The sequence below is a fragment of the Rhodopirellula sp. SH410 genome (genome assembly GCF_055811895.1).
Map to the genome: position 1 here is coordinate 6,568,203 of NZ_CM147949.1, position 12,927 is coordinate 6,581,129.

Genomic DNA, 12,927 nt, shown 5'->3' on the forward strand with positions numbered 1-12,927 from the left:
GTGGGGGTGGGAGCGATATTCGGCTACTTCAGGAAATCGGCTAGCAGGATTGTCTTTTGGTTGACCGCGACCACCTCTTCAACGAGCGTGGCGTAGGTCAGTGAATTGGATGCCGCGTCATTGGAGGGATTCGTTGAGAAATCCCAATCGGGGCCGTCCAACATCACCTTGAGTGACCACACCGTTGTAGCGTTACGCGGGTTCGAGGAGTCCGATGCGGGGACAGATAAAGCACCCACGGTGGTGTTGTTCGCGGGTGTGTAAACAGTGGGATCGCCATCGACACCGACAACGCGGTACCAACGAAACACTTGCGATGCAATGCGTGCATTCGGTGCTGCACCGGGCAGCGTCGTCCGCGAAAACATCAACCAATTGCCCGTGGTGAGCTGAGGCAAGGTGGCTCCCGACGATAACAATTCGACCGAACCGCCTGCCCCGCCCGTGAAACCGACCGCATTGGCTACCAAAGTGATACGCTCGGCGACCGCATTTTGGTTGGGCGTTTCCACCACCGCTGTTGGGAAGTCGGTCGTGCGCTCTCGTGATTGAAAGATCACGACGGCCATCGATCCATAACGTGACTTTTCGTCGGGATCGACCGTAATCAGCCAGCTATAGGCGCCGGTGGGAATGCGTTTCCCATCCATAATCGCATTCGTGCCCAAGGTCGCTTTCAAGCCCGTCAGAACGGCGGGAATCGAGCGGTCCTTGGGACGCAATTCGGACAGATCGTTAGGGCTTTCCACCCAGGTCCGCGCGATCTCGAAGCGCTGCGGCAATGTGTAACTGGAAAAGGCATTCAATCCAACACGCTGCAAACGGGGTTGGCCAGCGAAACCGGGTGACACCGTGTAACTGCTCGAGGGATCCATCAACGGATCGTGATCGGTCGAATAGAACGGAAACCACGACATGTCATACTGGGCGGATGCCCCCGGTGCAGTGTTGTCCGCCAACAGCGGATCCAAACAGAATGGTTGGATGACCGGGACCGCAGCGGTGCCCTGGTTCTGCAACCCCGTAAGGGCCGTTTCGCGAATCAACTCTCGCGCCATCACTTCCTTGACGACCCCGTCGGACATCGCTGCGGCCGTGTCGAAATCCAGTGCATCTTGAGCCCGGTGTCCCGCGAGCGGTAGGATCGCGGTCAGACCGACCATGCCGATGAGGATGACGCCGATCGCGAAAGTGACTTCGATCAGGGTGATGCCGGTGCGACGAATGGCTCCCAGGCCGGAGGCCGACATATCTATTGCCGGTGGCGTTAGCCACCGGTTAGCCTGCCCCAAGATTCTTGCAGGCCAGAGGCCGACACAATGTCTGCGCCAGTTGCGACCGTCAAGTCTGTGTCGCCCGCTGGGCTGGCGATCCACGGCTCCCGCGCACCGGTGGCTGACGCCACCGGCCGTTCGTGTAAGGCCCGCTGGGCTGGGAGCCTTGACAGCCAGGGTTAATGCCCAGCGGCCGATTTTAAAGAGTATCTTTTTATTGATATTCATATTCATTCCGCCACCGTGTCCGAGAGGGTTGCAAAGAATCGTGCTTCCTTCACTGCATTCTGATACGCGGCGTCGGTGGTGCTCGTCGTACCAGGTGGTGGAATCGTTCTCACCGTTCCCATCGGGACCGTCGTGACGCGACCCGACGCCGGATTGATCACCACCCACAAGGATTCGGGGGTCATGATGTTGGTGGTTAAGGTCTTGTTTTGCGAAAACGGATCATCCAGTGCCCCGCCCGCAAGCGACGCTACTCCATCGATTTCGCCAACGCAAAAGTAGATCAAACCGTTGGGGAATTCCCGGCCGTGAACCGTGTCATGAATGACCTGCGTGACCGTGCCGCTGGCATTGAATAAAACATCCACCGCTCTCACCGTGCCGGTCGACGCCGGAGCAAATTCGCTGCTGGAGATACCCACCCCTGAATAGTTCAGATCGATCGCCATCCCCTGCGGCAGTGACATGACGGTGCTGGTCGACGGCATGGGACTGCGGTGAATCCGATACTTGACGTTACCTCCCGCTGCACTGGAGCTGGCTGACCCTGGAAATTTGTTAACGAAGGATGTATCGACGGCCATGTTCTCGGCCAGATTAAACGTGACGGGCACGGTCGAACCGCTCACAACACCGATGCCCGTAATCGGAACCGAGCGGCCGCCCGGCAGTTCTAACATGTCGCCGCGTTGGATCGGAGCGAGGTAATCATTGTCAGGCATGACCGAATCATTCAAAATGATGGAGCTGAGATACAGCAAGGGGCTGTCCGAGGTATTGAAATTAGCCGTGTTGACGGGAGATCCCGATAGAGTCGCCACCGCGTCGGCAGCGTCGCCGGAATAGGCCGGCACACCGACGAGTTGTCGCAATCGCAGGCAGGTTGAGCGGGCATAGTTCGTATCGCCCAATCGTTCAAAACGCACGCCTACGGTGCGTCCTTCCGCGATTGCCCGGCTTCGGGCAGCACTCAGGAACGCTTCAATATTCTGCGCGGTGCGGGTTGCTTTTTGGTCACTGATCAATCCCTTCACGATCGGCAAAGCGATCGCCACGAGGATCAAAAAGATCACGAGGACGACAAGCAACTCGACGAGCGTGAAGCCCGCGCGAGCGCGCCGCACAGGAGAACCGCTGCGTTGTAACAAGCCGGCCATTATTGCTCCGCCTGCATGGAAAGGTTGCTGATGTTATCTAGCCGAAAATCAGCATTGTCGGTACCGGTAAGCCCCTGGCCTGGGAACACACTCAAGGAATTGAGCTCTCGAAAACGGCGGAGATACGGATCCGGGAATTGATAGGGATTGATATTTGATCGACCGCTAAATTCCACACCCATAAACTCTCTACCAACGGCCGAATTCGTGGGGATCGCATACGTTGTGTCTGCGTAGGAAATACTCGCAGGCGGAGATGTCGGATTAATTGCGGATTCCGACGTGTAGGGTTCCATTGCAATTCCGAACGATCCATCGCCGCCAGCCGAAATGATCAGGGGGCTCAGAGCCCACGGCTTGACCGACGCTCCGGCGTCGTTGACGTTGATCGCGTCGGAGCTCTTTGGAGTCATCGCGTCAAACGGTTCCGCGTACGCGAAATCGGCGCGAAATAAATCGAAGTCGTCCGGGACGCTGGGGTCAATCGTTCTCGAGGGATCCGAATATCCAATCGGCCATCGAATAAAACCAAGTGGCACGCCCCATCCATCGAGGATTTCAGGGAGCCCATCTCCATCGGTATCGCCGATATTGGACGATGGAATCGATGCGATGCCGGGACTACCACCGACGAATGAGTTGGCCATGATCATGAACAGGCATTCTGCGCCCTCGTTAGCCCTTAATTGGGCGGTAGTCGGGGTGGGTGTCCGGGACAGTGCTTCGCTATATCTGGCAGAATAGTTGTTGACCTTCGGTGACTCGTTATGCACGACATTTAACTCGTATCGAACCGTCCGGTTTGACCGCATCCCGACGATATTGTTTGATGCATTGAGCATAACAGGGCTGGCAGCGGCCGAAACAAGGCATGGCGTGGGGGTCCCAACGAAGTCGATAAAACGATCTGGCATCTCCATCCGTTGTAGATCTCGCAGCATCACCAGCCGCGCCCGGGCCGCTTCCGTTGCCAAGACTTCACGGCTCAGTTCACCTGTTCCCAAGGACTGACGGAGTGTTGGAGTCTCCACAGGAAACGGCCGGTATTTGTACGACTCGTATTGCTCTTGGATCACGCTGTTGCAAGCGGCGATGATGGTGCGAGTGCGGCTGGCGCGGGCGGTGTTGGTCACGCCGCGAACCGCTGCCAGAACCATTCCGGCCATCAAGCCGATAATGACGATGACGACCAGGATCTCGACGAGGGTGAATCCGGAACGAAGGGTTGATGTTCGAATCATGGCTGTCTCTCCTCGGGGTGCAGATCACTCAAGACCGTTTCCCAATGTAGATTGCGTAAAGTTGGTGACGTTGTCTAAATGACCATTGATTTTTTCGCCGCCACCCCACTGGCTGTCTTGAAAGCCTTTCGCGCCGATTAGGGAATTAGCAAAGGTCAGGCTAGTTGCATTCAAGGGGATTCCCGCGTGGTCTGCATCTTTATTCGGCCACATTGGAACACCGGCGTCAGTGAAGTGCACGGGCAACGCAGCGGGATTGGTTGCGTCAATGGAAACCAGTTTCCCAAAGAACAAGTCCGAACCCGGTGAGATGATTTGAAAGGTATTGGGATTTTGGAACTTGACGGCCTCGAAGGATGCCTGCTCTTTCGCTTTGTCGTTTCCGGTATAGCCACCCGCTGGTGGAGGCTGAATCGCTTGATTGGATTTGTAAGGGCGGACCCCACCAACGGACGACGCGAGGTACCCGTTATAGATATTGTTGCTACTGCCGTCCTGGCCTATCACGCCGTAGGTGCGTGAATCAAAGTACACGATCGGGGCGTCGTCACCATCCACGGCTCGATAAGCAGGTAACGGATCAGGCTGCGCTGCAGAAGCGCCATGTGCGTTGTCAACGATATTTAGTAATGCTTCATCGTTGCTGAGCAGTGGACCGGTACCGGTGCGGCTAATCGTCAGACGCTTGGTATCAAAATCGAAGAACGAGTTGTCTCGCGTGGCGTTGTATTGGTAGTCCGTGATGTTCCCTACAGTGCCACCGGACACCAACTCAATCGGACCACCAGGTCCAGTGAGCGGGTTCTGAATGTTTTTACTGAAGCCACCCAGGAAAAAAACGAGAGCTTCCGAGCGGTCCATCGCAGCAGCGCTAAAGTTCCCGACCGTATTGTCCGTTCTGTCGTCTGTCAGGAGCTTAAGAAGCACAAGCTCTGAGGGCGCCATGCGTGGAAACAACTTTTGCAAGTGACGCTCCATGACTGCCAGGCTGCTACCGTCGGGTGGATAGTCGCCGTACTTCGCCTCATACGCCTTGACCGCTTGATCGAGGGCATTGATCTCGAGACGCTGGGCCGATGTTCTGGCCCGGCCGAGCGCATTGTTGATTGCGGGAATCAACACGCCGGCCAAAATCCCGATGATCGCGATCACGACGAGAATTTCGACAAGCGTGAAACCACTGGTGACGGGATGCCGCTGGCTGCGGGATGGCTGGGGTGACGTGATCATCGGAAGTTGGTTGGGTTGAGGGGGAGAAAAGGTCGCTTTGCGGCGGGTTCTTTTTTTAGCTACTAGCGGCTAGCCAGTCGCTTTTCGGTTGAAGCTTTTAGCTAATCGCTAATGACGTCTGGGAAATCTGGCGACAGGGTGGATTGGGATTGGGCGGTGTCCGGGGATTCGTTGAAGTAGTAGCTCATCTTGCCGTCTTGGTCGCATTGCCAACATTCGATTGCTCCGGCTTCGAAGTACAACGCTCGCTTGCATGCCATTTCCGATGCCGAGTTGCTGGGGCTGAGAATTTCGACGCAGATTTCGGGTGGTAACTCAGCGAGTGAGTGATCGCCCATTTGTTCGACTCGCTCACGCGAGTACCAACCGGCATCGACGACTTTGACGCCGTCACTGGTGATGACGCCACATTCCGTCACGGAACATCCACCGAGCAGTTGATCGAGCAAATTCGCGACGCGAAATTGTCGGCGACTGTGAATGAAGGCGGGTGGTGGTGTCATGACAATCTGGCCCTGCGCGTTGGTCTCAATCCGTTCAGGTATGTCTCTCCAACGTGGGTCCGCAATCACCTCGGCCCATCGCTGGCGATTGCTCGTCAGGACGTCTTCACGGTTCGGTAGGTTGATGACTAATTGCATGGGATAAAGTCGCTTCGGGGCGGGTTCTTTCTTTTGCTATTAGCGGCTAGCCAGTCGCTTTGGGGGTATCAACCGGTGGGCGCTAGCCCCGGTTCGTTGAACGCTTCGCGTTTTGTGGGTGGCAACCGGTGGCTAGCGTCCACCGGCTCATCGAGTTGGTTGGAGGTAAAGGTTTGAGCGAATCGCTAGTCGCTAATAACTAGAAGCTTGGCTGCTTTGCGGCCTATGAAAGTCCTGTGATGAGTTGAACGAGGGGCATGAATAGGGAGATCACGATAAAGCCGACGGCGACACCGAGGAACACGATCATGATCGGCTCCATCAATGCCGTGAGGCTGTCCGTCATGATCCGGACTTCTTCGTCGTACGTGTCGGCGACTTTGTAGAGCATCGTGTCGAGTTCGCCGGTTTCTTCCCCGACGTCGACCATGTTGACGACGAGGTCATCGACCACGCGGCCCTTGATTTTGGTCAAGTAAAACAGCACGCACATCGCCATGCCGCCACCGATCATGTAGAGCGACATGAACGTGAGTGATTCCACCATGCCGTCTTTATCGAGTTTGCTACCTTTACTCGTCAGCGCCACACTGAGGACCATCAGCCCAGGAAACGCTCCGAACAATGCCCAGAACACGGCAGCCATGGGGTGAAAGCCGAGCACGGAGTGTTCCGCCAGCGGTTTGCTGATGACTTCCCCTTCGCGGATCTGTTCGGCAACCTTGGTATACAGTTTCTCGAACATCGCGTTGCCGGATGTCTCACGGGTGATGTTCAACCCTTCCATGATCGGCACCCCTGAACTGATCAGCGTGCCGAGAGTTCGTGTTGTCCGAGCAAGAATATTCTTTTCAATCAGGGCGCCGAAAATCGGCACACGCAGGATGAACATGTCGAACCCGACGCGACCATGTTTGAACTTGCGCATCAGCTTGATCAGGATGAAGGCACAGATCGGTAACGCGATCAACAGGAACCAATACCCCGCAACGTAGTTACTCATCGCGATCAGCAACTGGGTCGGCGCAGGCAGCGTCAACCCAAACTCATCGAACATCTTTTCGAACGTGGGGACGATCATGATCATGATGAACGTCAGAATCGCGATCGCGACCGTCACCACGATGACGGGATAGATCAACGCACCTTTGACCTTCCGCTTGAGCGATTCGGAGCTCTCGAGGAAGTCAGCGAGGCGGTTGAGAATCGTCTCGAGTGCACCACCGGCCTCACCGGCCTTGATCATGTTGACGTACAGCCGATTGAATACCTTCGGGCATTTCCCCATCGCTTCGGAGAGCGTCGCCCCACCTTCGATCTCGTCACAAACGTCCATCAAGGCATTCTTCAGCTTGCCCGCTTTCTGGTTGTTTTCGAGAATCCGCAGACTGCGGAGGATCGGCAGGCCCGCGTCTTGCAGAATCGATAGCTGGCGGGTGAACGCGCAGATGTGTTTGGTCTTGGCACCGCCCATGGCAAACGGGCGTTTCTTGCGTTCGCCCGGCGCGGCAGCAGCACCCGCAGCCTGTTTCTTGACGGCGATCTTCGTGACGAAGTACCCCATCTGGCGGATGGTGGTTTGCGCCTCATCCTCGTTGGCTGCATCGATCTCGTCCCGGATCTCTTGTCCGGTCGCGTCCATCGCTTCGAAGGTATAAATAGGCATCGCTCTGCTCTGGCTGTTTTGTTTTTGAGCTATTAGCTACTAGCGAATTAGCTACTAGCTTTTTGGGAATCGAGTGGTGGTAAATGGGCTTCGCGTCGCTCAGACTGTTTTGCGAGCAGCGACTCGCTACTCGCCTCTGGATTGAGTGGTCAGTTTGGAACCTGTAAAAGGCAAATCGCTAAAAAACAAACAGCAGCAGCCCCGCCGCTATCCGCATCCTCCGCTATCCATCAACCACCGTCTCACGAACAATTTCGTCGAGGGTGGTGACGCCTTGTCGGGCGACACCCATGCCGTAGTCCCTCAACGTGATCATGCCGTCGGCTTGGGCTTTGTCGCGTAGTTCGTCGGTACTATCGTTGGCCATGACCATTTCACGAATCGCATCGTTAACGACCATTAATTCGAACAGTGCAATCCGGCCTTTGTACCCAGTATTGTTACAGTTCTCGCAGCCCGTCCCTTTGAAGTAATCCACTTCGTCGACCTCTTCACGATTCAATCCGAGTTCCATCAACAGGTCGGTGCTGACACGCGTCTTCTCACGGCATTTCGTGCAGATACGGCGCACCAGTCGTTGCGCCAGAATGGCTTCGACAGTCGCACAAATCATGAAGGGTTGGATGCCCATGTCGGTCAACCGCGTCACGGTACTCGGGGCATCGTTGGTGTGCAGGGTGCTGAAGACAAGGTGACCCGTCAGCGCGGCTTGAATGGCGATTTCAGCGGTCTCGAGGTCGCGAATTTCTCCGACGAGAATAATGTCGGGATCCTGACGCAAGATAGCGCGGAGGCAGGAGGCGAAGGTGACCCCAGCCTTGGAGTCGATCGGAATCTGAATGATGCCGTCGATGTCGTACTCGACCGGGTCTTCGGTCGTGATGATCTTTTCTTTGATATCGTTCAGTTCGCTGAGCGAGGAATACAGCGTTGTGGTTTTACCGCTGCCGGTCGGACCGGTCACCAACACGATCCCGTTGGGGCGGTCGATCGCTTTGCGGAAGTTCGCGATCGTAACCTCGTCCATGCCGACGTTATCGAGCGACAGGTCGACGACACTCCGGTCGAGCACCCGCATGACCGTCGACTCACCAAAGATCGTCGGCAGCACACTGACGCGAAGGTCAACCGGGTGACCACCGACCATCAGCTCGATCCGGCCGTCCTGCGGCATCCGCCGTTCGGCGATATCGAGGTCCGCCATGACTTTCACGCGTGTCGTGATCGCGAAGGCCAAGTGACGTGGGGGCGGCACCATTTCATAGAGCACGCCCTCTGATTTGATGCGGATGCGGAACTCGTCCTCGAACGGTTCAAAGTGAATGTCGCTGGCGTGATCCTTGATCGCCAACAACAGCACCATGTTGAGCAGTTTGCGGACGGGGGCCGAGTCCGCCAGCGCGGCCGCATCGGTGATATTGAATTTCTCTTGATCGAGGATACTCGCGGCCGCCCTGAGATCTTCGTCGAGTGCGAGCTCCGCAACGAGCTTCTCGACGCTCTCAGATTCACTGTCGTAGTGCTTGGTGATCGCTTGTTTGATGTCATGCTCAGTGGCGACCACAACGCGAATGTCGTACCCCAAGAACGTCCGCAGCTCGTCTTGGATGTTCAGGTTCTGCGGGTCGCAGGTCGCGATCGTGAGCGAATTGGCTGCCTCGTCAAACTTGACGGGCACGCAGCGGTAGAGCTGGGCCATCGTCTCGCTGATTTTCTCGAGCACCTCGGGGGCAATCTTGGCCTCCTCGAGGGACACCGTCTGCATGCCCATCTGCTCGGCAAGGGCCTGGATGAGCTGCTCGTCCGTGACGAGCTGCATGGACTCGGCGACCTTCCCAAACAACGCACCGGGCTGCTGCTCCTGCTCATCGAGCACTGCCTGCAGCTGATCGTCGGTCAGGAAACCGAGGTCGACGAGAATCTGTCCGATGCGACGTGGGGCCATGGTTCTTTTTCTCTCGGAAGCGTCTAGCTACTAGCGGTTCGCTACCAGCTTTTTTTCGGGTGAGTTGGAAGTTGTGAGTGTTCGCGACTAGCTACTTTTCGTCCTCGATGGCGGTGGCTGAGTCATCGAGACCCTTGCGGGCCTGGACGATGCGGCGTGCCAAATCATCAGGGTTCTGGGCTTTTGCCAACGCATCTTCCACCGTGATACGATCGGCCTTCCAGTGAGTGAACAGCGCATCGTCCATCAGCTGCATGCCGAACTTGGCACCCGTTTGCATGGACGAGTTAATGCGGAATGTTTTGTTTTCGCGGATCAGGTTGGAGATCCCCGAGGTCACCACGAGGACTTCATAGGCGGCGACCCGGCCGCCACCGATCTTCGGGATCAGCGTCTGGGCGACGACGCCAATCAGCGTTGAGGCGAGCTGGGTCCGAATCTGGTCTTGGAGGTTCCCCGGAAACGCATCGATGATCCGGTTCACGGTGCCTTGCGCACTATTGGTGTGCAGGGTGCCGAACACCACGTGGCCGGTTTCCGCAGCACTGATGGCGGCTTCGATCGTTTCAAGGTCACGCAATTCGCCGACGAGGATCACGTCGGGGTCCTGACGCAGAGCCCGCCGGATCGCTTCGGAGAAACTCGGCACGTCCACGCCGACTTCGCGCTGATTGATCGTCGATTCTTTGTGTTCGTGATAAAACTCGATCGGGTCCTCGATCGTGATGATGTGGTGATCGACGGTCTCGTTGAGCAAATTGATCAGACTCGCCAGGGTCGTGGACTTCCCCGAACCCGTCGGCCCCGTCACCAAGAACAAACCACGGGGGCGATGGACCAATTTCACCACCACCTCGGGTAGCCCGAGCTGCTCGGGGGTGAGTTTGTCGTTGGGAATCTGACGCAGCACCATCGAAATGAAGCCACGCTGCTTGAAAATGGACACCCGGAATCGTGCCAACTCGCCAAAAGCGAACCCGAAGTCGGCCGAGCCTGTCTCTTGTAACTCCCGCTGACAACGCTCCGGCGTGATGCTCTTCATCAAGCCCACCGTGTCGTCGGCCTCCAGCGTTTTCGTGTCGAGCTTCCGCATCCGGCCACTTAAACGGAAGACCGGTGGCTGCCCAACGACAATGTGGATATCGCTCACGCCCTGCTTCACAGCAGCTTGCAGCAGTTTGTCGATAAGGACTTGGGCCATGTTGAAGTGCTTCTAGCTTCTAGCGACTAGCGAATCACTAGCCGGCGGGAGGTGGATTGTGTCAAACGAAAAGAACTGAACGGAAAAACACCCGCAGCAATGCCTGCTGCAGAAATGAAGTCTGACGAGCGAGGGGATCGTTCGTCAGGAATCAGGCTAATCGAGAGATAAGGAATAAGGTTCGATCAGACACTGAAGATAAATACTGGCGGGCGTGCCAATGCAAGCATTATCGTGAAACACGACCTAAAAGGCAACGATTTTCCCGTGAAAGCAACGATTGCATGTCCTGGCGGCCCGCGCGAGGCTGGTTCATCGCCGCTGCTGACGCGACGACCACAGCCACCAAGGGGGTAGCCACGGCCCGCAATCCCTCACCCTCTCGGGTTCGCTGCGTGAGCGACGCCAGTCTGCTGGCTGTCCATCACGACCGCGACTCAGACGCGGTACCGCAACAGGCGGCCCGATTGCATCTTGGCGCCAGCCGATTCCGCGACCCGACTAACGATCCAATAGGCCGCCGACGGGCCCTGCATGGCGACGAGAGCAACCCCTAGAGCGACGCCAGGTCCTTGGCGATGTGGTCCAGTGCGATGTGTTCCTGCTCGGTCTGCTTCGCAACCCGATAAACCTCTTCAAACGTGGTAATTCCGCGAATCACCTTGAGCATTCCGTCGGCGTAGAGCGTGGACATGCCGTTGCGAATGGCCTCTTCGCGGATGACGTTCGTGGTCGTGCCCTTGAACATAAGTTCACGCAATTTGTTATTGACCAGCATCAACTCGTAGATGCCGATCCGGCCACGGTAGCCCGAACGCCCGCAGTAGGTGCAACCCTTGCCTTTGCTGAACTCCGCCTGGGCCAACATCTCCGGCGGAATCTGTGAATCCTTGATCACACTCTCGGGTGGCTGATACCTCACCTTGCAGCGCGGGCAAATCGTCCGCACCAAACGCTGGGCCAGCACCGCAATCACTGAACTTGCCACCATATAGGAGGGTACACCGATGTCCACCATCCGTGATATAGCACTGGGCGCATCGTTCGTATGCAGTGTACTAAATACCAAGTGTCCAGTTAATGAAGCCTGGATTCCCATCGATGCAGTCTCGTGATCCCGCATTTCGCCGACGAGGATGATATTAGGGGCCTGGCGAAGCATGGCCCGGATGATGCGAGAGAAGTCGAGCCCGATGCTGTGCCGGACTTCGACCTGATTGATTCCCGGCAGGTAGTATTCGACAGGGTCTTCGGCGGTAATGATCTTGCGGTCGGGCCGGTTCAGTGCGTTCAGCGACGCATACAGCGTGGTGGTTTTGCCCGAGCCGGTCGGGCCGGTGACCAGGATAATGCCGTTGGGCCGCTTGATCAGGGAGTTGAAATTGCGGAAGTCGCGTTCGGAGAGCCCGAGTTGCCGCGTGCCGACTTTAATGTTGTCCTTATCGAGCAGTCGCATCACACAGGACTGGCCGTGGTTGGTGGGGATGATGCTCACCCGCAGATCGAGCTGTTTGTCACCGACGGTGATCTTGATCCGCCCGTCAGTGGGGCGACGCTTTTCGGAGATGTCGATTTTCGAGAGAATTTTGATCCGGGCGATGACGGCGGCGAGCATCCGTCGGGGGGCCGCCTCCCGCTCCACGCAAACGCCGTCAATTCGATAACGAATTCGCACCCGGTCCTCAAAGGGCTCAACGTGAATGTCACTCGCCCGCAACTGGACCGCTTCGGCAATCATCAGATTGACCAAGCGGATCACGGGGGCGGAATCGTCGTCACTGCCTCCGTCGTCGATCCCATCGCTGCCACCATCGGTTTCCGTAAAGTCGATGGCCGTGTCGGTGAACTCCTGCAGCATCGAGTCAGCGGATTCACCTTCGACCTGCCCGTAGTACTGGTTGATGGCCCCATTAATGGCTTCCTTGGGGGCCAGCGCCGTTTCGATTTTACGGTTGAGAATGAAGCGAAGTTTCTCGATGGTCTCCAGATCGAAGGGGTTGGCGATCAGAATCGTAAGGGCGTTGTTCTCGTCCTTGTACGGCAGCACCATGTTTTCGCGAGCGACGGACTCGGGGACGAGCTCGATGACGGATTCATGGATCCGAATGGACCGCAGGTCAACATACGGGATCTTGTGGAACTTGGCCGTCGCCTGGGCCACTTCCTCGGGGGTCGCATACTCAAGTTTGATCAACACATCGCCGATTTCAGCCTTGGTATTGCGAGCGATCTCCTCAGCTTCGGTGAGTTGGTCGAGGCCGATAACGCCCCCTTGGAGGAGGAGATCGGTGAAATCTTGGATGGGTTTGCCCATGGCGAGTTCCTTCGTCAGAAAAGATGCGGG

General features: G+C 56.8%; 10 protein-coding genes. 1 reads left to right on the forward strand and 9 read right to left on the reverse strand.

Translation table 11 applies throughout. From position 1 onward, the window contains the following. Nucleotides 1–23: 23 nt before the first annotated feature. The 8 genes from SH410x_RS23970 to SH410x_RS24005 all read right to left on the reverse strand — a co-directional run bounded on the left by SH410x_RS23970 (nucleotide 24) and on the right by SH410x_RS24005 (nucleotide 10,583). Nucleotides 24–1,250, reverse strand: coding sequence for a type IV pilus modification PilV family protein (locus SH410x_RS23970; protein ID WP_473671447.1), 1,227 nt, complete (start codon nucleotides 1,248–1,250; stop codon nucleotides 24–26). Nucleotides 1,251–1,504: 254 nt separating this feature from the next. After that, nucleotides 1,505–2,659: a pilus assembly FimT family protein gene (locus SH410x_RS23975; RefSeq protein WP_473671449.1), complete on the reverse strand. Its 1,155-nt coding sequence runs from the start codon at nucleotides 2,657–2,659 to the stop codon at nucleotides 1,505–1,507. After that, nucleotides 2,659–3,900 carry a prepilin-type N-terminal cleavage/methylation domain-containing protein gene (locus SH410x_RS23980; protein WP_473671451.1) on the reverse strand — a complete coding sequence of 414 codons (1,242 nt, stop codon included), beginning with the start codon at nucleotides 3,898–3,900 and terminating at the stop codon, nucleotides 2,659–2,661. Before SH410x_RS23980 ends, SH410x_RS23975 begins: the two co-directional genes overlap by 1 nt. Nucleotides 3,901–3,924: 24 nt before the next feature. Further along, nucleotides 3,925–5,130: a type II secretion system protein gene (locus SH410x_RS23985; RefSeq protein WP_473671453.1), complete on the reverse strand. Its 1,206-nt coding sequence runs from the start codon at nucleotides 5,128–5,130 to the stop codon at nucleotides 3,925–3,927. Between the two features lie 101 nt (nucleotides 5,131–5,231). After that, nucleotides 5,232–5,771 (reverse strand): Uma2 family endonuclease, encoded by a 540-nt coding sequence (locus SH410x_RS23990; protein WP_473671455.1) that lies wholly within the window; start codon nucleotides 5,769–5,771, stop codon nucleotides 5,232–5,234. Between the two features lie 223 nt (nucleotides 5,772–5,994). After that, nucleotides 5,995–7,437 (reverse strand): type II secretion system F family protein, encoded by a 1,443-nt coding sequence (locus tag SH410x_RS23995; RefSeq protein WP_473671457.1) that lies wholly within the window; start codon nucleotides 7,435–7,437, stop codon nucleotides 5,995–5,997. A 223-nt stretch (nucleotides 7,438–7,660) separates the two neighbouring features. After that, nucleotides 7,661–9,382 (reverse strand): GspE/PulE family protein, encoded by a 1,722-nt coding sequence (locus tag SH410x_RS24000; RefSeq protein ID WP_473671459.1) that lies wholly within the window; start codon nucleotides 9,380–9,382, stop codon nucleotides 7,661–7,663. Between the two features lie 91 nt (nucleotides 9,383–9,473). Further along, on the reverse strand, nucleotides 9,474–10,583 hold the full coding sequence (locus tag SH410x_RS24005; RefSeq protein ID WP_473671460.1) for a type IV pilus twitching motility protein PilT: 1,110 nt from the start codon (nucleotides 10,581–10,583) through the stop codon (nucleotides 9,474–9,476). Nucleotides 10,584–10,867: 284 nt separating this feature from the next. Between SH410x_RS24005 and SH410x_RS24010 the strand changes: the two genes are divergently transcribed. After that, on the forward strand, nucleotides 10,868–11,140 hold the full coding sequence (locus tag SH410x_RS24010; protein WP_473671462.1) for a hypothetical protein: 273 nt from the start codon (nucleotides 10,868–10,870) through the stop codon (nucleotides 11,138–11,140). Here the strand turns inward: SH410x_RS24010 and SH410x_RS24015 are convergent. Further along, nucleotides 11,137–12,897, reverse strand: a complete 1,761-nt coding sequence (locus SH410x_RS24015; protein WP_473671464.1) for a GspE/PulE family protein — start codon at nucleotides 12,895–12,897, stop codon at nucleotides 11,137–11,139. The two genes, SH410x_RS24010 and SH410x_RS24015, sit on opposite strands and share 4 nt — an antisense overlap. Between the last annotated feature and the right edge of the window lie 30 nt (nucleotides 12,898–12,927).